This is a genomic window from Streptomyces sp. NBC_00075 (assembly GCF_045041225.1).
In the GTDB taxonomy this organism is placed as follows: Bacteria; Actinomycetota; Actinomycetes; order Streptomycetales; family Streptomycetaceae; genus Streptomyces; species Streptomyces adonidis.
This window is the reverse complement of sequence record NZ_CP108243.1, coordinates 9,325,605-9,345,242: the sequence shown is the minus strand read 5'-3', so window position 1 is coordinate 9,345,242 and position 19,638 is coordinate 9,325,605. Positions and strand designations below refer to the sequence as shown.

Below are 19,638 nucleotides of genomic sequence, written 5' to 3'. Positions count from 1 at the left end.
TCCGTCGTCGCTCACTTGGCCGTTTCCGCCACAAGGCGTTCGACGGCGTCGACGGCCTCGCCGATGGCGGCCGGGTTCTGGCCGCCGCCCTGGGCGACGTCCGGCTTGCCGCCACCGCCGCCGCCGAGGGTCTTGGCGGCCGTACGGACGAGGTCGCCGGCCTTGAGACCGCGCTCGCGGGCGGTCTCGTTGATGGCGATGACCGTCAGCGGCTTGCCGTTGGCCGTCGTGAACAGGGCGACCACGGCCGCCCGGCCGCCCTGGATGCGGCCGCGCACGTCGAGGACCAGCTTGCGCAGGTCGTCGGCGCCCGTGCCGTCCGGCACCTGACCGGTGACCAGGGCGACACCGTTGACGTCCTTGGCGCCCTGGGCCAGCCCGGCGGCGGCCTGGAGAACCTTCTCGGCGCGGAACTTCTCGATCTCCTTCTCGGCGTCCTTCAGCTTGCCGAGCATGGCGGAGATCTTCTCCGGAAGCTCCTCCGGGCGGCCCTTGACCAGCTCCTGGAGCTGGGCGACGACCGTGTGCTCGCGGGCGAGGAAGTTGTAGGCGTCCACACCGACCAGGGCCTCGATGCGGCGCACACCCGAACCGATGGACGACTCACCGAGCAGCTTGACCAGGCCGAGCTGGGCAGTGTTGTGGACGTGCGTGCCGCCACACAGCTCCTTGGAGAAGTCGCCGATGGTCACGACGCGCACGCGCTCGCCGTACTTCTCGCCGAACTCGGCGATGGCGCCCTGCTTCTTGGCCTCGTCGAGGCTGAGGATCTCGGCGTGCACGTCCAGGTCGCGGGCGAGCACCTCGTTGATCTGCTGCTCGACGTCGGTCATCACGGCCGTCGGTACGGCGGACGGGGAGCCGAAGTCGAAACGGAACCGGCCGGGCTGGTTCTCGGAACCGGCCTGGGCGGCCGTCGGACCGAGGGCGTCGCGCAGGGCCTGGTGGGTGAGGTGGGTGGCCGAGTGGGCGCGGGCGATGGCCGTGCGGCGGCGCACGTCGATGGCGGCCTGGGCCTTGGCCCCGACGGTCACCTCGCCGACCTGGACGACGCCCTTGTGGACGTACACCCCAGGGACCGGCTTCTGGCAGTCGCGGATCTCGATGACGGCACCGGTGTCGATCCTGATCCGCCCGGTGTCGCCGATCTGGCCGCCGCCCTCGGCGTAGAACGGGGTGCGGTCGAGGACGATCTCCACCTCGTCGCCCTCGGTGGCGGCGGGCGACGAGACACCGTCGACGAGGATACCGACGACCGTCGACTCGCCCTCGGTACGGTCGTACCCGACGAACTCGGTCTCACCGGCGGCGTCGGCGATCTCGCGGTAGGCGCCCATGTCGGCGTGGCCGGTCTTCTTGGCCTTGGCGTCGGCCTTGGCGCGGTCCCGCTGCTCCTTCATCAGGCGCCGGAAGCCGTCCTCGTCCACGGAAAGGCCCTGTTCGGCGGCCATTTCGAGGGTGAGGTCGATCGGGAAGCCCCAGGTGTCGTGGAGCAGGAAGGCCTTGTCGCCGGACAGGACCTGGCCACCGGCGGCCTTGGTCTCCGTGACGGCGGTGTCGAGGATGTTCGTGCCGCCCTTGAGGGCCTTGAGGAAGGCGGCCTCCTCGGCGAGGGCCACGGTCTCGATGCGCTTGCGGTCGCTGACCAGCTCCGGGTACTGCTGGCCCATCATGGCGATCACGACGTCGATGAGGTCCTGGACGACCGGCCCGGTGGCGCCCAGCAGCCGCATGTTGCGGATGGCGCGGCGCATGATGCGGCGCAGCACATAGCCGCGGCCCTCGTTGCCGGGCGAGACGCCGTCGCCGATGAGCATCACGGACGTCCGCATGTGGTCGGTGACCACGCGCAGGGAGACGTCGGAGGCGTGGGCGGCGCCGTACTCGATGCCCGTCAGCTCGGTGGCCTTCTTGATGACGGCCATGGAGGTGTCGATCTCGTACATGTTCTGCACGTCCTGCAGAATCATGGCGAGCCGCTCCAGGCCGAGGCCCGTGTCGATGTTCTTGCTCGGCAGGTCGCCGAGGATCTCGAAGTCCTCCTTCGAGGTGCCCTCGCCCCGCTCGTACTGCATGAAGACGAGGTTCCAGATCTCCACGTACCGCTCGTCGTTGACGGCCGGGCCGCCCTCGACGCCGAACTCGGGACCGCGGTCGTAGTTGATCTCGGAGCAGGGTCCGCAGGGCCCGGGCACGCCCATGGACCAGTAGTTGTCCTTCTTGCCGAGGCGCTGGATGCGCTCGGCGGGGACACCGATCTTGTCGCGCCAGATCGTCTCGGCCTCGTCGTCGTCCAGGTAGACCGTGATCCACAGACGCTCCGGGTCGAGCCCGTAACCACCCTTGTCCTGGGGCGAGGTGAGCAGCTCCCAGGCGTAGGTGATGGCGCCTTCCTTGAAGTAGTCGCCGAAGGAGAAGTTGCCGCACATCTGGAAGAAGGTGCCGTGCCGGGTGGTCTTGCCGACCTCTTCGATGTCCGGCGTGCGGACGCACTTCTGGACGCTGGTGGCGCGGGCCCACGGCGGCTTGACCTCGCCGAGGAAGTACGGCTTGAAGGGGACCATGCCGGCGGGGACCAGGAGGAGAGTCGGGTCGTCCGCGATGAGCGACGCCGAAGGGACAACGGTGTGACCGCGCTCCTCGTAGAAGCTCAGCCAGCGGCGACGAATTTCAGCCGACTCCATCAGTGGTCCTCATTCCGGTTGTACGGGTGCGTGTTGTCCAGCATCCCGTAGTGCTTCTCATCGTGCTTCAGGTTTTCCGGCCCGTGGTCGAGGGCGGCGGCCCGCCGCTGCGGGGGCAGCGCGCGGCCCGGGGGTTCGGCGATCCCGAGGGCCTCGCCCAGCTCGGCCTCGCGCTGGACCATCCCGGCCCGTACGTCGAGGGCGAAGTCCTTGACCCGGTGTCCGGCCTCGATCGCCTTGTTGGCGGCCTGCGCGGCGAGGTGCTCGGGGGTCAGCTGCCTGAGCTTCCGGTTGACCTTGGTGGTGGCCCACACACCGGCCGCGGCACCCGCGGTGAACCAGAACGTACGGCGGAACATCGCGGGGTTCAGCCCTTCTGCCTGCGGCGCTTGGAGCCCTTCGGGGCCGGTACCGTACGGCCGACGACGACCGTGCGCCGGACCCGCTCGGGCGCGGGCACCTCGTCGGTCCTGGTGCGGGTCATCGCCCGGCGTACGCCGTATCCGAACGCGGCGACCTTGACGAGCGGGCCGCCGAAGGTCGAGGCGACGGTGGTGGAGAGCGCCGACGCGTTGGAGGTGACCTCCTGGACGTCGGTGGCGATGGCGTCGACCCGGTCGATCTGCGTCTGTGCGGAGCGCACGGCCTGGGAGGCGTCGGCCAGCAGCGGCACGGCCTGTTCCGTCACCTCCGCGACCAGCTTGGTGGTCGCCCTGAGCGTCTGGGCCAGCCTCACCAGCGCCACGGCGAGGAAGGAGACCAGGATCGCCCAGAAGACGGCCACCAGGATCCCGGCAACCTCTCCACCGGTCACACCGCACCGCTCTCTGCGCTCGTAGATCGACTGTGTTTCTGGGGGTACGTCACACACGTTCTGGATACTTCGAAAGTCGCTCCGACCCTATCGCGCCGGAGGCGGCCCTCCGTACGCGAGGTCGTACGCGAAGGCCCGCCGCTCCCCCGCCTGCGAGGGCGGGGAAACGACGGGCCGAAGGCGCGAAGCCGGTGCTGCCTGGTGCTACAACCGCTGGATCAGCGGGCGTAGTACTCGACGACGAGCTGCTCGTCGCAGATCACCGGGATCTCCTTGCGGTTCGGCTCGCGGTCCAGGCGGAACGCCAGGGCGCCGAGGTTCACCTGGAGGTAGCGCGGGGTCTCGCCGTCGGGGGCGAAGCCACCGGCGCGGGAGACCTCGAACAGCGTCTTGCTGCGGCTGCGCTCGCGGACCATCACGACGTCGTCGGGACGGACACGGAACGAGGGCTTGTCGACCTTCTGGCCGTTGACCTCGATGTGGCCGTGGACGACCATCTGGCGGGCCTGGTAGATCGTGCGGGCGATGCCCGAACGCAGGACCAGCGCGTCGAGGCGACGCTCCAGCTCGATGATCAGGGCCTCACCGGTCTTGCCCTGGACCTTGGAGGCACGCTCGTAGGCGCGGACGAGCTGGCGCTCGGACACGTCGTACTGCGCGCGCAGACGCTGCTTCTCCAGCAGACGGACCTTGTAGTCCGAGTTCTGCTTGCGGCCACGACCGTGCTCACCCGGCGGGTAGGGACGGGCCTCGAAGTACTTGACGGCCTTCGGGGTCAGCGCGATGCCGAGGGCACGCGACTTCTTGACCTTGGGGCGGGACTGGTTCGCCACGATCTCTCATTTCTCGGTGTTCGGCTTGTCAGAGTTATGGGAGGTCGCATCCGCAGCCGGGGAAACCCGCCAGGTCCGCGAAGGATCTGGTGGGCAGCCGCTCCCCTGGTCTGGGCACAACGTGCAGTACGCGAGTGGCCCACCAACCGTGAACGGTGATGGGCTGCCCGCGACACCAAGCGAAAGGTGCGCGACGCTCCTGGAACCCGCAGGGGGTTCCGGCTGGCCGTCCCGTTCTGACTGCACGGGACACAGCACTTCGAGGATTCTACAGGCTGCTCAGGACCGCTTACGACCGAGGTGTTTCCTGGTCCACTCGACGGCGTCCGCGTACCGGGCCTCGGCTCCGTGCCGGGTCGGTTCGTAGTACCGGCGGTCCTTCAGCTCCTCCGGGGCGTACTGCTGCTCGGCGATGCCCTCCGGCAGGTCGTGCGGGTAGACGTACCCCTGCGCGTGGCCGAGTTTGGCGGCGCCCTTGTAGTGCCCGTCGCGCAGATGCATCGGCACGGGTCCGGCATGGCCCTTGCGTACGTCCTCCATGGCGGCGCCGATCGCCGTGGTCGCGGCGTTGGACTTGGGGGCCAGGGCGAGGGCGATGGTGGCGTGGCTGAGGGTGAGGGCGGCCTCCGGGAAGCCGATCATGGCGACGGCCTGAGCGGCGGCGACGGCTATCGGGAGGGCGTTCGGATCGGCGAGGCCGATGTCCTCGCTCGCGGAGATCATCAGGCGGCGGGCGATGAAGCGGGGGTCCTCGCCGGCCTCGATCATGCGGGCGAGGTAGTGCAGGGCCGCGTCGACGTCGGAGCCCCGGATCGACTTGATGAGGGCGCTGGCCACGTCGTAGTGCTGGTCGCCGTCGCGGTCGTACTTCACGGCCGCGCGGTCGACGGTCTCCTCCAGCGTCTGGAGCGCGATCTCCGCGTCGCCCTTGTCGAGGGCGGCTCCGGCGGCGGCCTCCAGAGCGGTCAGGGCCCGGCGGGCGTCTCCGCCGGCGATCCGCAGCAGGTGTTCCTCGGTGTCCTCGGGGAGGGTGACAGCGCTCTTGAGGCCGCGTTCGTCGGTGAGCGCCCGGCGCAGCAGAGCGCGCAGGTCGTCGTCGGTGAGGGGTTCGAGGGTGAGGAGGAGGGAACGGGAGAGGAGGGGCGAGATCACCGAGAAGTACGGGTTCTCGGTGGTCGCCGCGATCAGGGTCACCCAGCGGTTCTCGACCGCGGGGAGCAGGGAGTCCTGCTGGGCCTTGCTGAAGCGGTGGATCTCGTCGAGGAAGAGGACGGTCTCCTTGCCGAAGCCGCCGGTGGCTCGGCGGGCGCCGTCGATGACCGCGCGGACCTCCTTGACGCCCGCGGTGATCGCCGACAGTTCGACGAAGCGCTTGTTGGTGGCCTTGGAGACGACGTACGCGAGCGTCGTCTTCCCGGTGCCGGGTGGCCCCCAGAGGATCACGGACGAGGGTCCGGCCGGTCCGCCGTCGCTCTCGCCGACGAGCCTGCGCAGCGGCGACCCCGGCTTCAGCAGATGCTGCTGGCCCACGACCTCGTCGAGGACACGGGGGCGCATCCGCACGGCCAGGGGGCTTCCGGACGGGTCCTTCTCCTGGCGTGCTTCGGCGGCGGCGGTGAACAGGTCGGGCTCCACGTCCAAAACCCTATGTCACGCCACTGACAGTGGGACCGGCACCGTCAGCTGGTCCAGAAGTCCCACCAGCGGGTCAGGATCAGCATCCCGATGATGCCGATGTGCAGGACCGGCACGACCCAGGTGAACTCGCCGAAGAAGCTCTTGAGGAACTTCGGGGCCGGGATGAAACCGTTCCGCACATTGAACGAGGTCACGTACCAGAACATGATGATCGTCGCGACCCAGGCCAGGGAGCACCACAGGCACAGCGCGTTGATCCGGTACAGGGACTGGAACTGAAGCCAGGTGCAGAATCCGACGCCGAAGAGGGTGCCCGCGTTGAAGGTGAGCCAGTACCAGCGCGGGAAGCGGGCCCGGCCGAGCAGGCTCATGCCGACGCAGATGACGATGCCGTAGGCGACGAGGCCGATCATCGGGTTGGGGAACCCGAAGGCGGCGGCCTGCTTGCTCTCCATCACGCTGCCGCAGGACACCACGGGGTTGAGGCTGCACCCGGGGGTGAAGGTCTTGCCCTCGACCTTGGCTTCGAGCAACTTGAACTTGTCGATCGTGATGACCCATGCGGCGAGCAGTCCGGCCGCGCCCGTGAGCAACAGCATCACGGCGAACGCACGACTGGCGCCGACCGAGCGCGCGGCCTCGGCAGGGGGCTCGGGCTGGTCGGTGGAGACGCCGTCCTTCATCATCGTCTTGGTCATCACGCCGTTCCGTTGCTTCGAGGGGGGTTGGCGGGCACGGTCATTGTGCCGCACCCGGGCGCGTGTCCACCGTTCGGTGGACATAAGGAGGTACGCCTGGTCGTCCCGGAGGGCTCGGTTCGGGACGAGGCTCGACGGCATGACAACAGACGCGAAAGACCTCGCGGTGGCCGTACGGGGACTGCGCAAGCGGTACGGGGACGTGACCGCCGTGGACGGCATCGATCTCGGCATCCACCAGGGCGAGGTGTTCGGCCTGCTGGGGCCCAATGGCGCGGGCAAGAGCACCACCGTGGAGATCCTCCAGGGCAACCGGACCCGGGACGCGGGCGAGGTCTCCGTACTGGGCTCGGATCCGGCGACGGGCACGCGCGCGTGGCGCTCACGTGTCGGAATCGTCTGGCAGGACGAATCGGCACCCGCCGAGTTGACGGTCCGTGAAACCGTACGTCATTTCGCCCGTTACTACCCGGCGCCGCGGGACCCGGAGCAGGTGATCGGGCTGGTCGGTCTGGAGCAGAAGGCGGGCAGCCGGATCAAGGAGCTGTCGGGCGGCCAGCGGCGCCGTCTCGACGTGGCGCTCGGCGTGATCGGCGGCCCGGAACTGCTGCTCCTGGACGAGCCGACGACGGGTTTCGACCCGGCGGCCCGCCGCCAGTTCTGGGACCTGATCCGCACCCTCGCCGACGAGGGAACGACGATCCTCCTCACCACGCACTACCTCGAGGAGGCCGAGGCGCTGGCGGACCGGCTGGCGATCGTCTCGGCGGGCCGGGTGGTCGCCCAGGGCGAGCCGGCCGCGCTGCGGGAGCGTCACGGCACCGAGGCGACCGTCCAGTGGACGGAGACCGACGGCACCCCGCGCGTCACCCACACGAAGACGCCGACCCGCACGGTCACGGAACTCACGCACCGCTTCGACGGCGAGATCCCCGGCCTTCGGGTGAGCCGCCCGACCCTGGAGGACGTCTACCTCCGGCTGACCGGACAGGAGGACACGCGATGACGACGGCGGCCGTACGAGCGCACGCGGGGAGGGGCAGGGACGTCCGACTCCCCTCGGCCTGGGGCCTGGGCCTGCTGCGGGGCGGGATGGAGATCAAACAGTTCTTCCGGATGCGCGACCAGGTGGTGTTCACGTTCGCCTTCCCGGTCGTCTTCCTGTTCCTCTTCGCGTCGATCTTCAGCGACGACATCGACTCGGCCGGCATCACGGCCTCGCAGCTGTACGTCCCGGCGATGATGGCCGCCGGCATCATGTCGACGAGCTTCCAGTCGCTGGGCATCTCGATCGCGATCGAACGCGACGAACGGGTGCTGCGCCGGCTGCGCGGGACGCCGATGCCCCCGGCCGCGTACTTCCTCGGCAAGATCTGGCTGGTCCTGGTGACCGGCTTCCTGGAGACGGTGATCCTGCTCCTGGTCGGCACGACGCTGTACGACGTGGACCTCCCCTCGGACCTCACCAGGTGGGCGGAGTTCGCCTGGATCTTCGTCCTCGGTCTGACGGCGTGCGCGCTGCTCGGCATCGCGATCAGCTCGGTCCCGAAGTCGGGCAAGAGCGCCACGTCCGTGGTCGTACTCCCGTTCCTGGTACTTCAGTTCATCTCCGGGGTGTACATCGCGATCGACACGATTCCCGACTGGATGCTGAACATCGGCGCCCTGTTCCCGCTGAAGTGGATGTGCCAGGGTCTGCGCGGGGTGTTCCTGCCCGACTCGGCCCGCGTCCTCGAACAGACGGGGAGTTGGGAGTTCGGACGCATCGCCCTGGTCCTGGGGGCGTGGTGCATCGGAGGACTGCTGCTGTGTCTGCTGACCTTCCGCTGGAAGAACCGGCGCGACGGGTGAACGGTTCCGAGCCTCGCGGCGCGTACACCTGGGACCGCTCGTTCCGGCTCTGGGACACGTACTTCGCCGTCGTCTGGCTGGCCACCCTGGTGTTCGTGCTCGGCACGAACTACCCGGGGTGGCCGGTACAGGTGACGGCAGCCGCTCTGCTCCTCCCCCTGATCCCGATGTACGTGGGCTGGGGCCGAGGGATCCTCCAGGACGACCCGCCGGACGAACACCGCTCGCTGCGCTACCTGCTTGCCGCCCTGACCCTGTTCCTCCCCTCGGCGATCCTGGTCGGCGAGACGCGCCTGATGACGTTCGCGCTGGTCCCGCAGTGCTTCATGACCCTGCGGCTGCGCTGGGCGCTGGCGGCCGTGACCGTCATCAACATCGCGCCGGTGGTGGGCTGGGCGCTGCTGTGGTGGCCCAGTGACCACGACGTGTTCTTCAACGCGGTGTTCGCGCTGGTGACGCTGGTCTTCTCGGTGGCGGTGGGCAGCTGGGTCATCAAGGTGATCGAACAGAGCCAGGAACGGGCGGAGTTGATCGCGGAGCTGGACGCGAGCCGCCACGAACTCACTCGCCTGTCGACGGCACACGGAGCCCTGGCCGAGCGAGAACGCATGGCCAGGGAGATCCACGACACGCTCGCGCAGGGCTTCACCAGTCTGCTGATGCTGGTCCAGGCGGTCGAGGCGGAGCTGGACGACGACATCCCGCAGGCCCGCCGCCATCTGTCCCTGATGGCGGAGACGGCCCGCCAGAACCTCGCCGAGGCCCGCGCCCTGGTGGCCGGCGGCGCCCCGGCCGACCTGGAGGGCGCCTCGCTCCCGGACGCCCTGCGCCGCCTGGCCGCCCGCAACGAGGCGACGCTGACCGTGACGGGCCCTGTACGCCCCCTCCCGGCCGGCCAGGAGGTGGTGTTGCTGCGCGCCTGCCAGGAGGCCCTGGCGAACGCGCGGAAGCACGCGGGCAGTGGAACGGCGGTCACCATCGAGCTGGCGTACGAGGAGGAGCGGCTCGCTCTCGCCGTACGGGACGAGGGCTGCGGCTTCGACACGGACGCCGTACGGGACGGCTACGGTCTGGCGGGGCTGAGCGCGCGGGCGGCGGAGGCGGGCGGGACGGTACGCATCCGCAGCGCACCGGGCGAGGGCACGACGGTGACGGTCGGCCTGCCCGTACCTTCGCCTACTTCTGTGAGGAGCGAGCCGTGATCCGCATCATCCTGGCCGACGACCATCCCGTCGTACGGGAGGGCCTGCGCGCGATGCTCAGCGCCGAACCGGACCTCGATGTGATCGCCGACGCGTCGAGCGGGCCCCAGGCGGAGGCGCTGGCGGCGGAGTTGCGGCCGGACATCGTGCTGATGGACCTGCGGATGCCGGGCGGTGGGGGCGTGGACTCGATCGTCCGGATGAGCGAGGCCGGGCTGCCGTGCCGCGTGATCGTCCTGACGACGTACGAGACGGACCGGGACATCCTGCGGGCGGTGGAGGCGGGAGCGGCGGGCTACCTGCTCAAGGATCTGCCGCGGGGTGAACTGGCGGACGCGGTACGGGCGGCGGCGCGTGGCGAGACGGTACTGGCGCCGACGGTGGCGGCGAGGCTGGTGGACCAGCTCCGGGCGCGGCCTGAGCGGCCGCGGCTGTCGGAGCGGGAGACTGCGGTGCTGCGGCTGGTGGCTGAGGGGTGCACGAACGCGGAGATCGGGCGGCGGTTGTTCATCGGGGAGTCGACGGTGAAGACGCACCTGCTGCGGGCGTTCGGAAAACTGGGGGTGGACGACCGCACGGCGGCGGTGACGAGCGCGATGCGCCACGGCTTGCTGGACTGACCCGGGCTTTTTCTCGCCCCCGCCGCCCCTACCCGTCCCATCCTCGGGGGCGCTGCCCCCGAACCCCCGCATCGCGCTGAACGCGCTCGTCCTCAAACGCCGGACGGGCTGGTTTGCCAGCCCGTCCGGCGTTTGAGGACAAAGGGGGTCTGGGGGCGCAGCCCCCAGGAAGGGATGGGACGGGTAGGGGCGGCGGGGGCGAAGAAAAGCCCTCAGCCCAGCCTCGACTCCAGTTCCGCCACGATCTCGTTCACGCCGATCGCCGTCTGCTCACCGGACTCCATGTCCTTGAGCTGGACCACGCCCTCCGCGAGGTCCCGCTCACCGGCGACGATCGTGTACCGCGCCCCACTCCGGTTCGCGTTCTTCATCGCGCCCTTAAGACCCTTCGCCCCGTACGAGAAGTCCGCCGCGACCCCCACCTTGCGCAGCTCCGTGACCTTCCCGAACAACACCCGCCGAGCCTCCTCCCCCAACGGCACCGCGAACACACTCGTCGCGGACGGGAGTTCCAGCTCCACACCCTCCGCCTCAAGCGCCAACACCGTTCGGTCGACGCCCAGCGCCCAGCCCACCGACGGCAGCGCCGGGCCGCCGATCATCTCGGACAGACCGTCATAGCGCCCGCCACCGCCCACCGCGGACTGCGAACCAAGCCCGTCGTGGACGAACTCGAAGGTCGTACGGGTGTAGTAGTCCAGGCCGCGCACCAGCTTCGGGTCGTCCTCGAACGAGACCCCCGCAGCAGTGATCAGCTCGCGGACCTCCTCGTGGTACGCCTTGCAGGCGTCGCAGAGATAGTCCCGCAGCAGCGGCGCCCCCACCAGCTGCTTCTGGACGTCGTCCCGCTTGTCGTCCAGCACCCGCAGCGGGTTGATGTCGGCCCGGCGCAGCGTCTCCTCGTCCAGGTCGAGGCCCCGGAGGAAGTCCTGGAGCGCCGACCTGTACACCGGACGGCACTCCTTGTCGCCCAGCGAATTCAGCAGGATGCGGAAGTTCCTCAACCCCAGCGTCCGGTACGCCTGGTCCGCCAGGATGATCAACTCCGCGTCCAGCGCCGGATCCTCCGCGCCGATCGCCTCCGCGCCCACCTGCGAGAAGTGACGGTAACGGCCCTTCTGCGGGCGCTCGTAGCGGTAGTACGAGCCCGAGTACCAGAGCTTGACCGGCAGGTTGCCCAGCTTGTGGAGGTTGGCCTCAAGCGCCGCGCGCAGGACCGACGCCGTGCCCTCGGGGCGCAGGGCCAGCATGTCGCCGCCCTTGGTCTCGAAGGCGTACATCTCCTTCGTCACGATGTCCGTCGATTCGCCGACGCCCCGGGCGAACAGCTCGACGTTCTCGAAGCCCGGCGTCTCGATGTAGCCGTAGCCGGAGTTGCGCAGCGGCGCCGCGATGGCTTCCCGTACCGCCAGGTACTTCGCGCTGTCCGGCGGGATCAGGTCGTACGTGCCCTTGGGGGCCTTGAAGGTGCTCACGGAAGGTCTCGTCACATTCCTCGTCGGTGAGGGGGGTTCGAACCCTCGCCGCGATCTTGAAGGCCGGCCGCCACCTGCCGCAGATACGGGTTGGTGGCGCGCTCCTGGCCGATGGTCGTCTGGGCGCCGTGGCCGGACAGCACCACGGTCGAGTCGTCGAGCGGCAGGCACACACGGGCCAGCGAGTCGAGCATCTCGGCCATGTCACCGCCGGGCAGGTCGGTGCGTCCGATGGAGCCGGCGAAGAGCAGGTCGCCCGAGAAGAACACGGACGGAATGTCCGTGGTCTCCGGCATCCTGAACGTCACCGACCCCTTGGTATGGCCCGGTGCGTGCGCCACGCCCAGCTCCAGGCCCGCCAGTTCCAGCCGCGCGCCGTCCGTCAGCTCCTTGACGTCGTCCGGTTCCCCGATGGTCAGCTCGCCGAGCAGCGGCATCCCGATGGAGCGGCCGAGGGCCTTCTCCGGGTCGCTCATCATGTAGCGGTCGTCGGGGTGGATCCACGCCGGGACACCGTGCGCGCCGCACACCGGGACGACCGAGGCCACATGGTCGAGGTGGCCATGGGTGAGGACGACCGCGACGGGCTTGAGCCGATGCTTCTTCAGCGTCTCCTCGACTCCCTGGGCGGCCTGATGGCCCGGGTCGATGATCACGCACTCCTCACCGGCGGCGGGGGCGACGAGATAACAGTTCGTCCCCCAGGCGCCGGCCGGGAACCCGGCAATGAGCACGATCGTCCTTCGATATGTGGCGTACGTGGTCGTACGGGGTGGGTGGCAGTGCCCCAGAGCCTACCGGCGCTGCCGTTTCCTCAGCGAACCCATATACGGTACGGGGCACACGCAGGCGATCGGCACACAAGACGCACGCGTCCCAGTTGACGTACGAGACGCATGAGGAGAAAACCCGGTGGTCACCCAGGAACAGCGGCGGCGTCAGCTCGCCCGGGAGAAGTTCTTGCGGCAGCAGCAGCGGCGTACGGCCGCGCGACGCAAGGCGAACGTGCGCAACTCGGTGATCGCGTCGGTCCTCGGCGTGATCGTCGTGGGGAGCGTGTTGTCGTATGCGACCGGGGTCTTCAAGAACGACGACAGCAAGTCGAACGCGAGCGCGGAGGTCACCCCGAGCGCCACGCCCAGCAAGGCCGCGGACCCCTGCGAGAAGGCTGCCGAGGGGGCGGTGAAGTCGCTGAGCTGGAAGAAGGAGCCGGCGATGACCATCGACAAGTCGGCGAAGTACGAAATGACGCTCGCTACGACCTGTGGCGACATCGGCATCGCCCTGAAGACGTCCGCGGCCCCGCACACGGTCAACTCGTTCAACTTCCTGGCGAGCAAGGGCTACTTCGACCACACCAAGTGCCACCGGCTCACCACGAACGGCATCTACGTGTTGCAGTGCGGTGACCCGAAGGGCACCGGTATGGGCGGCCCCGGCTACACCATCCCGGACGAGAACCTGAAGGACAAAACCCTCAAGAACAACATCTACCCGGCGGGCACGATCGCCATGGCCAACACCGGCCAGGCGCACACCGGCGGCAGCCAGTTCTTCCTGGTCTACCAGGACAGTCAGCTCCCGCCCAGCTACACACCGTTCGGAACGGTTTCCGCGTCGGGGATGAAGGTCCTGAAGAAGATCGCCGCGGCCGGTGAGGCCACGGGACAGGGCGACGGCGCACCGAATGCGACCGTTGTGATCAACAAGGCGACCGTAACGAAATCCTGACCGCCAACTGCGAAACTTCGGTCGCGCGGGATGCGGACAGCATCCCTGCCGGTCGCCTATGTTGGCCGTGACGAAACTGTGGACGATGCCCGGGGGTGCAGAGCCCTCCGCAGGCATCATGTGGAGGAGGCGCTGTGAGCAGCGACCCGTGGGGCCGCGTCGACGAGACGGGGACCGTGTACGTGCGTACGGCCGACGGCGAGCAGGTCGTCGGTTCCTGGCAGGCCGGCTCCCCCGAGGAGGCGCTGGCCTACTTCGAGCGCAAGTACGAGGGCCTGGTTGTCGAGATCGGCCTCCTCGAAAAGCGAGTCAAGACCACCGACCTGTCCGCGAAGGACGCCCAGGTGGCCATCGACCACATCCGCGAGCAGGTGGACGCCCACCACGCGGTCGGCGATCTGGCCGCGCTGAAGGTCCGGCTGGACAAGCTCGTCGAGACCGTCGAGACCCGGCGCGAGGAGCGCAAGCAGCAGCGCGCCAAGCAGTCCGACGAGGCCAGGCACGCCAAGGAGGCGCTGGTCGTCGAGGCGGAGGAGCTGGCGCAGTCCGACCAGTGGCGCTCCGCCGGTGAGCGGCTGCGCGCGCTGGTGGACACCTGGAAGGGGCTGCCGCGGCTCGACCGTAAGTCGGACGACGAGCTGTGGCACCGCTTCTCGCACGCCCGCTCGGCGTTCTCCAAGCGCCGCAAGGCGCACTTCGCGTCCCTGGACGCGCAGCGCGAGGACGCCCGAAAGGCCAAGGAGAAGCTGGTCGCGGAGGCCGAGGCACTGTCTGCGTCGACCGACTGGGGTCCGACGGCGGCGCGCTACCGCGAGCTGATGACGGACTGGAAGGCCGCGGGCCGCGCCCAGCGCGAGCACGAGGACGACCTGTGGAACCGCTTCCGCGGCGCCCAGGACGTGTTCTTCGCGGCGCGCAGCTCGGTCTTCGCCGAGCGGGACGCGGAGCAGACCGAGAACCTCAAGCTCAAGGAGGGGCTGGCCGAGGAGGCCGAGAAGCTCCTGCCGATCACGGACCTCAAGGCGGCGCGAGCCGCCTTCCGTTCGATCAACGAGCGCTGGGAGGCCATCGGCCACGTGCCGCGTGACGCCCGTCCGAAGGTCGAGGGCCGGATGCACACGGTCGAGCGGGCTCTTCAGGAGTCCGAGGAGACCGAGTGGCGCCGGACGAACCCGGAGGCACGCGCGCGTGCCGAGGGTCTGACCGGTCAGCTCCAGGCGGCCGTGGACAAGCTCACCGGCCAGATCGAGACGGCCCGCGCCCAGGGCAACAACGCCAGGGCCGACAAGCTCCAGAAGGAGCTGGAAGGCCGTCAGGCGCTGCTGGACCAGGCGCTCAAGGGTCTTCAGGAGTTCGGCGGCTAGTTCGCTCGCCAGTACACGCAGAGGGGCTCCCGTACGAGATGTACGGGAGCCCCTCTGCGTGTTCTCCGACTATGGCCTGCGGGCCGAGGTCACCCGGTAGACGTCGTACACGCCCTCGACGCCCCTGACGGCCTTCAGGACGTGTCCCAGGTGCTTGGGGTCGCCCATCTCGAAGGTGAAGCGGGAGGTGGCCACGCGGTCCCTCGACGTCTGGACGGCCGCCGACAGGATGTTGACGTGCTGGTCGGACAGGACGCGGGTGACGTCCGAGAGGAGGCGGGAGCGGTCCAGGGCCTCGACCTGGATGGCGACCAGGAAGACCGAGGACTGGGTGGGCGCCCACTCGACCTCGAGGATGCGCTCGGGCTCGCGGGACAGTGACTCAATGTTCACGCAGTCATTGCGGTGAACCGATACGCCGCTACCGCGCGTGACGAATCCGATGATCGGATCGCCGGGTACGGGCGTACAGCAGCGGGCCAGCTTCACCCAGACGTCGTCGACGCCCTTGACCACGACACCCGGGTCGTTGTTGCTGCGCCGCTTGCGGCCCCGGCCGCGCGGGGACGGAACGGCCTCGTCGATCTCCTCGGTGGCCGCCTCCTCGCCGCCGAGCGCCTGCACGAGCTTCTGTACGACGTTCTGCGCGGCCACATGGCCCTCGCCGATCGCCGCGTACAGGGACGAGATGTCGGGGTAGCGCATCTCGTGCGCCAGGGTGACCAGGGAGTCGCCGGTGAGGATGCGCTGGATCGGCAGGTTCTGCTTGCGCATCGCACGGGCGATGGCGTCCTTGCCCTGTTCGATCGCCTCGTCGCGCCGCTCCTTGGAGAACCAGGCGCGGATCTTGTTGCGGGCGCGCGGCGACTTGACGAAGCCGAGCCAGTCGCGGGAGGGCCCGGCGCCGGGTGCCTTGGAGGTGAAGACCTCCACCAGGTCGCCGTTGTCCAGGGTGGATTCGAGCGGTACGAGACGGCCGTTGACCCGTGCCCCTATGGTCCGGTGGCCGACCTCGGTGTGCACCGCGTACGAGAAGTCGACCGGTGTCGCCCCTGCCGGCAGCGCTATCACGTCGCCCTTGGGCGTGAAGACGAAGACCTCGTTGCGCGACAGGTCGAAGCGCAGGGACTCCAGGAACTCACCCGGGTCCTCGGTCTCCTTCTGCCAGTCCAGCAACTGGCGCAGCCACGCCATGTCGTTGAGGTGGTCGTCCTTGCCGGTGGTCCTCGGCTGGTCCGAGCGGACCTTGGAGGCGCCGGCGACGGCCTCCTGCTTGTACTTCCAGTGCGCGGCGATGCCGTACTCGGCACGGCGGTGCATGTCGAACGTACGGATCTGGAGTTCGACCGGCTTGCCGTTGGGCCCGATGACCGTCGTGTGCAGCGACTGGTACATGTTGAACTTCGGCATCGCGATGTAGTCCTTGAACCGGCCGGGGACCGGGTTCCAGCGCGCGTGCACGGTGCCGAGGGCCGCGTAACAGTCGCGGACCGTGTCGACAAGTACACGAATACCCACGAGGTCGTAGATCTCCGCGAAGTCACGACCGCGGACGATCATCTTCTGGTAGACGCTGTAGTAGTGCTTCGGGCGCCCGGTGACGGTGGCCTTGATCCGAGCGGCGCGCAGATCGCTCTGTACCTCGTCGGTCACTATGGCCAGGTACTCGTCACGTTTCGGTGCCCTCTCGGCCACCAGCCGGACGATCTCGTCGTACATCTTGGGGTAGAGGATCGCGAACGCGAGGTCCTCCAGCTCCCACTTGATGGTGTTCATGCCCAGGCGATGGGCGAGCGGCGCGTAGATCTCCAGCGTCTCGCGCGCCTTCTTCTCCTGCTTCTCGCGCTTGAGGTAGCGCATGGTGCGCATGTTGTGCAGCCGGTCGGCGAGCTTGATGACCAGGACGCGCGGGTCCTTGGCCATCGCCACGACCATCTTGCGCACGGTCTCGGCCTGCGCGGCCTCGCCGAACTTGACCTTGTCCAGCTTCGTGACGCCGTCGACGAGGAGCGCGACGGAGTCGCCGAAGTCGCGGCGGAGCTGGTCCAGGCCGTACTCGGTGTCCTCGACGGTGTCGTGCAGCAGGCCCGCCATCAGGGTCGCCGGGTCCATGCCAAGCTCGGCGAGGATCGTGGTGACGGCCAGCGGGTGGGTGATGTACGGGTCGCCGCTCTTGCGCTTCTGGCCGCGGTGCCAGCGCTCGGCGACCTGGTACGCCTTCTCGATCTGCCGGAGGGTCGCCGTCTCGATCTTCGGGTCGTTGCCGCGCACCGCCCGCAGCAGCGGCTCGAGGACCGGGTTGTACGGGTTGGAGCGCTGCACACCGAGCCGGGCCAGCCGGGCGCGTACGCGGTTGGGGGAGGCTGAGCGGGCGGGCTGACCGGAGGCCGGGCGGACGGCGGGCGCGGGGGCCGGGGTGGGAGCGGGCTCGGGCGTGGCCGGCTTGGGGCGCGGAGGCTCGGCCGCCCGGTCGACGGGCGCGGACTGGGCGTGCTCGACCGGCCCGTGCGCGTCGTTGTTCGCGGTCCGCGCGGGCGTGTCCGCGGGCTCCGAGACGGGCTCGGGCTTGGCGGCGGTCAGGGGCTGGGCCTCGTCTGCCAAGAGGACTCCTCGTGCGCGATCCGGGTCCCCCGGTCAGGCTCCGGAGTGCCCATGGTAGCGATCCCGGGCTCCGGCATCGCCTTCAGGCCGCTGAGACGGCCTTCTACTGAAGAAACGCGAGAGGCGGGCACCGGATTCCTCCGGTGCCCGCCAGGGTCGCTCCACGGGGCCTGGGACCTGCTTCGACCGGGACCGGCGGCATCAGGGCCCCGGTGGAACCCCGTGACGCCACTACCGCGTCCCGACCGCGAGACGGCTCCTTCGTGGCCGGCGGCCGGGAACGGACCGGCTGGTGCCGCCTCCGCACCGGCCCCGCAGGACACCTGGCCGGACCCAGTGACATCGAGCCCCTGGTAGAGCTGCACCGCCGCTGCGACATCCCGCTCGCGGAGACGGCTCCTCCGGGCCCGACGGCGGCGGGGCCGGTACCGGCGGCCTCTGCCTCCGGTACCGGCCCCGCAACCTGCCTGTGGGCGCTGCCTCAGACGACGATCAACGCCTCCAGCAGCGCTCCCGACAGCGCGGGTTCGAGCCGCTGCCTGCCGCCGAGAAACCCCAGCTCCATGAGGATCGCCAGACCGGCGACCTCCGCGCCGGCCCGCCGGATCAGCTGGAGCGAGGCCTCGGCGGTGCCGCCCGTGGCCAGGACGTCGTCGATGACCAGGACGCGGTCGCCCGCGCTCAGGTCCTCGGCGTGGACCTCGATCTCGGCGGAGCCGTACTCCAGGTCGTACGCCTGACTGAGCGTGGCTCCGGGGAGCTTGCCCGCCTTGCGTACGGGGATGAAGCCCAGCCCCGCCCGGACCGCGACCGGGGCGCCCAGGATGAAGCCGCGGGCCTCCAGGCCGACGATCTTCGTGGCACCGCTGCGGACAGCTATGTCGGCCAGGGCGTCGGTGAGCGCCGCGAAGGCCGCGGGGTCCGCCAGGAGCGGGGTGATGTCCTTGAACATCACGCCCGGCTCCGGGTAGTCCGCCACATCGCGGATACGGCTGAGCAGCAGCTCCTTGACCGCGGTCATCGGCGCTTGCCCGAGGGCCGACCGCGACCGCGGTTGCGGGACGCGGGCTGGTTGCGCGGACCGACGACCGCCGGGGCGGCGTCGTCGTCCTCGTCGTCGTACGGCCGCTCGTCGCTGACCTGGGCCGCCACCGGGGTCTCGCCCTGGGCGCGCTTGGCGAGGACGCGCTTCTTGAGGGCCTTCATCTGCGGCTCGCGCTCCTTGAGGTCGGCGACGAGCGGCGTGGCGATGAAGATCGACGAGTACGCACCGGCCGCGAGGCCGACGAACAGCGACAGCGAGATGTCGTTGAGCATGCCCGCGCCGAGGACACCGCCACCGATGAAGAGCAGGCCGGCGACCGGGAGGAGCGCGACCACCGTGGTGTTGATGGAACGCACCAGGGTGCCGTTGATCGACCGGTCGGCGATCTCGCTGTACGTCCAGCGGGTCTGCTTGGTGATGTCCTTCGTCTGCTCCTTGAGGCTGTCGAAGACGACGACCGTGTCGTAGAGCGAGTAACCGAGGATCGTCAGCAGACCGATCACCGTGCCCGGCGTGACCTCGAAGCCGACGAGGGCGTAGATGCCGACCGTGATGGTGATGTCGTGGATCAGTGCCACGAGTGCCGCCGCGGCCATGCGCCACTCGAAGGCGATCGCCAGATAGATCACGACGAGGACCATGAAGATCGCCAGGCCCTGCCAGGCCTTGTTGGCGACCTGGTCACCCCAGCTGGGGCCCACCAGGTCGGCGTTGATCTTCTCGGGGTCGGTGTTCAGGTCCTTGGCGAGCGACTGCTTGATCTCGTCCGACTTGGCCGTGTCGATGCTGGAGATCTGGATGCGCAGACCGCCGTTGCCGAGCTTCTGGACGATCGCGTCGTGGCCGGAGGCCTCTTCCGCGAACTTCTCGGCGGAACTCACCGACGTGCTCGTCTTCTCGGTGGTGAAGACGGCACCGCCCTCGAACTCGATGCCCATGTTCAGGCCGCGCACCGTCAGACCGAGGATGGCCGTGATGGTGATCAGGATCGAGATGCCGTACCAGATGAAGCGCTTGCCGACGAAGTCGTAGCCGATCTCGCCGCGGTGGAGCCGGGCGCCGAGGGTGCCGAGTTTCGACAT

Annotated in this window: 17 protein-coding genes; 6 read left to right on the top strand and 11 right to left on the bottom strand. The window is 69.2% G+C overall.

The window, feature by feature from the left end; translation table 11 throughout:
• Positions 1-11 precede the first annotated feature (11 nt).
• From alaS to OG787_RS40930, 6 genes are all read right to left on the bottom strand, one after another.
• Positions 12-2,684: an alanine--tRNA ligase gene (gene alaS, locus OG787_RS40955; RefSeq protein ID WP_405538659.1), complete on the bottom strand. Its 2,673-nt coding sequence runs from the start codon at positions 2,682-2,684 to the stop codon at positions 12-14.
• Positions 2,684-3,043 carry a hypothetical protein gene (locus tag OG787_RS40950; RefSeq protein ID WP_405538657.1) on the bottom strand — a complete coding sequence of 120 codons (360 nt, stop codon included), beginning with the start codon at positions 3,041-3,043 and terminating at the stop codon, positions 2,684-2,686. Before OG787_RS40950 ends, alaS begins: the two co-directional genes overlap by 1 nt.
• 8 nt (positions 3,044-3,051) lie before the next feature.
• Entirely contained in the window at positions 3,052-3,498 is a 447-nt protein-coding gene (locus tag OG787_RS40945) for a DUF948 domain-containing protein (protein ID WP_369032018.1), read from the bottom strand.
• 218 nt (positions 3,499-3,716) lie between these two features.
• Positions 3,717-4,331: a 30S ribosomal protein S4 gene (rpsD, locus tag OG787_RS40940; protein ID WP_153291663.1), complete on the bottom strand. Its 615-nt coding sequence runs from the start codon at positions 4,329-4,331 to the stop codon at positions 3,717-3,719.
• A 279-nt stretch (positions 4,332-4,610) separates the two neighbouring features.
• Complete coding sequence (locus OG787_RS40935; protein WP_405538654.1) at positions 4,611-5,966, bottom strand: replication-associated recombination protein A; 1,356 nt, start codon at positions 5,964-5,966, stop codon at positions 4,611-4,613.
• Between the two features lie 44 nt (positions 5,967-6,010).
• Positions 6,011-6,667: a vitamin K epoxide reductase family protein gene (locus tag OG787_RS40930; RefSeq protein WP_369032016.1), complete on the bottom strand. Its 657-nt coding sequence runs from the start codon at positions 6,665-6,667 to the stop codon at positions 6,011-6,013.
• Between the two features lie 139 nt (positions 6,668-6,806).
• On the opposite strand from OG787_RS40930, the gene OG787_RS40925 reads away from it, so the two are divergent.
• From OG787_RS40925 to OG787_RS40910, 4 genes are read left to right on the top strand one after another with little or no spacing between them, the layout of a single operon-like run.
• Positions 6,807-7,673, top strand: coding sequence for an ABC transporter ATP-binding protein (locus tag OG787_RS40925; RefSeq protein ID WP_405538652.1), 867 nt, complete (start codon positions 6,807-6,809; stop codon positions 7,671-7,673).
• Positions 7,670-8,518, top strand: coding sequence for an ABC transporter permease (locus OG787_RS40920; protein WP_369032014.1), 849 nt, complete (start codon positions 7,670-7,672; stop codon positions 8,516-8,518). Before OG787_RS40925 ends, OG787_RS40920 begins: the two co-directional genes overlap by 4 nt.
• Positions 8,476-9,720: a sensor histidine kinase gene (locus tag OG787_RS40915; protein ID WP_405538649.1), complete on the top strand. Its 1,245-nt coding sequence runs from the start codon at positions 8,476-8,478 to the stop codon at positions 9,718-9,720. The genes OG787_RS40920 and OG787_RS40915 overlap by 43 nt, the downstream gene beginning before the upstream one ends.
• Positions 9,717-10,340: a response regulator gene (locus OG787_RS40910; RefSeq protein WP_405538647.1), complete on the top strand. Its 624-nt coding sequence runs from the start codon at positions 9,717-9,719 to the stop codon at positions 10,338-10,340. Before OG787_RS40915 ends, OG787_RS40910 begins: the two co-directional genes overlap by 4 nt.
• 212 nt (positions 10,341-10,552) lie before the next feature.
• Here OG787_RS40910 and hisS read toward each other — a convergent pair whose 3' ends face one another.
• Complete coding sequence (gene hisS, locus OG787_RS40905) at positions 10,553-11,815, bottom strand: histidine--tRNA ligase (RefSeq protein WP_369037678.1); 1,263 nt, start codon at positions 11,813-11,815, stop codon at positions 10,553-10,555.
• 11 nt (positions 11,816-11,826) lie between these two features.
• A complete protein-coding gene (locus tag OG787_RS40900; protein WP_369037677.1) occupies positions 11,827-12,549 on the bottom strand; it encodes an MBL fold metallo-hydrolase in 723 nt (240 codons plus the stop codon).
• A gap of 178 nt (positions 12,550-12,727) precedes the next feature.
• Between OG787_RS40900 and OG787_RS40895 the strand changes: the two genes are divergently transcribed.
• Together OG787_RS40895 and OG787_RS40890 are read left to right on the top strand one after the other, a co-directional pair.
• Complete coding sequence (locus tag OG787_RS40895) at positions 12,728-13,546, top strand: peptidylprolyl isomerase (protein ID WP_369037676.1); 819 nt, start codon at positions 12,728-12,730, stop codon at positions 13,544-13,546.
• Between the two features lie 134 nt (positions 13,547-13,680).
• On the top strand, positions 13,681-14,910 hold the full coding sequence (locus tag OG787_RS40890; protein WP_369037675.1) for a DUF349 domain-containing protein: 1,230 nt from the start codon (positions 13,681-13,683) through the stop codon (positions 14,908-14,910).
• A 69-nt stretch (positions 14,911-14,979) separates the two neighbouring features.
• Here the strand turns inward: OG787_RS40890 and OG787_RS40885 are convergent, their stop codons facing one another.
• From OG787_RS40885 to secF, 3 genes are all read right to left on the bottom strand, one after another.
• Positions 14,980-17,511: a bifunctional (p)ppGpp synthetase/guanosine-3',5'-bis(diphosphate) 3'-pyrophosphohydrolase gene (locus OG787_RS40885; RefSeq protein ID WP_369037674.1), complete on the bottom strand. Its 2,532-nt coding sequence runs from the start codon at positions 17,509-17,511 to the stop codon at positions 14,980-14,982.
• A 481-nt stretch (positions 17,512-17,992) separates the two neighbouring features.
• On the bottom strand, positions 17,993-18,532 hold the full coding sequence (locus OG787_RS40880; protein WP_369037673.1) for an adenine phosphoribosyltransferase: 540 nt from the start codon (positions 18,530-18,532) through the stop codon (positions 17,993-17,995).
• Positions 18,529-19,638 (bottom strand): protein translocase subunit SecF, encoded by a 1,110-nt coding sequence (secF, locus tag OG787_RS40875; RefSeq protein WP_369037672.1) that lies wholly within the window; start codon positions 19,636-19,638, stop codon positions 18,529-18,531. The genes OG787_RS40880 and secF overlap by 4 nt, the downstream gene beginning before the upstream one ends.

Bases quoted from the DNA above. Each gene is read 5' to 3' on its own strand.
- alaS (WP_405538659.1), bottom strand. From the start codon at position 2,684: ATGGAGTCGGCTGAAATTCGTCGCCGCTGGCTGAGCTTCTACGAGGAG.
- OG787_RS40950 (WP_405538657.1), bottom strand. From the start codon at position 3,043: ATGTTCCGCCGTACGTTCTGGTTCACCGCGGGTGCCGCGGCCGGTGTG.
- OG787_RS40930 (WP_369032016.1), bottom strand. From the start codon at position 6,667: ATGACCAAGACGATGATGAAGGACGGCGTCTCCACCGACCAGCCCGAG.
- OG787_RS40925 (WP_405538652.1), top strand. From the start codon at position 6,807: ATGACAACAGACGCGAAAGACCTCGCGGTGGCCGTACGGGGACTGCGC.
- OG787_RS40920 (WP_369032014.1), top strand. From the start codon at position 7,670: ATGACGACGGCGGCCGTACGAGCGCACGCGGGGAGGGGCAGGGACGTC.
- OG787_RS40880 (WP_369037673.1), bottom strand. From the start codon at position 18,532: ATGACCGCGGTCAAGGAGCTGCTGCTCAGCCGTATCCGCGATGTGGCG.
- secF (WP_369037672.1), bottom strand. From the start codon at position 19,638: ATGTCGAAACTCGGCACCCTCGGCGCCCGGCTCCACCGCGGCGAGATC.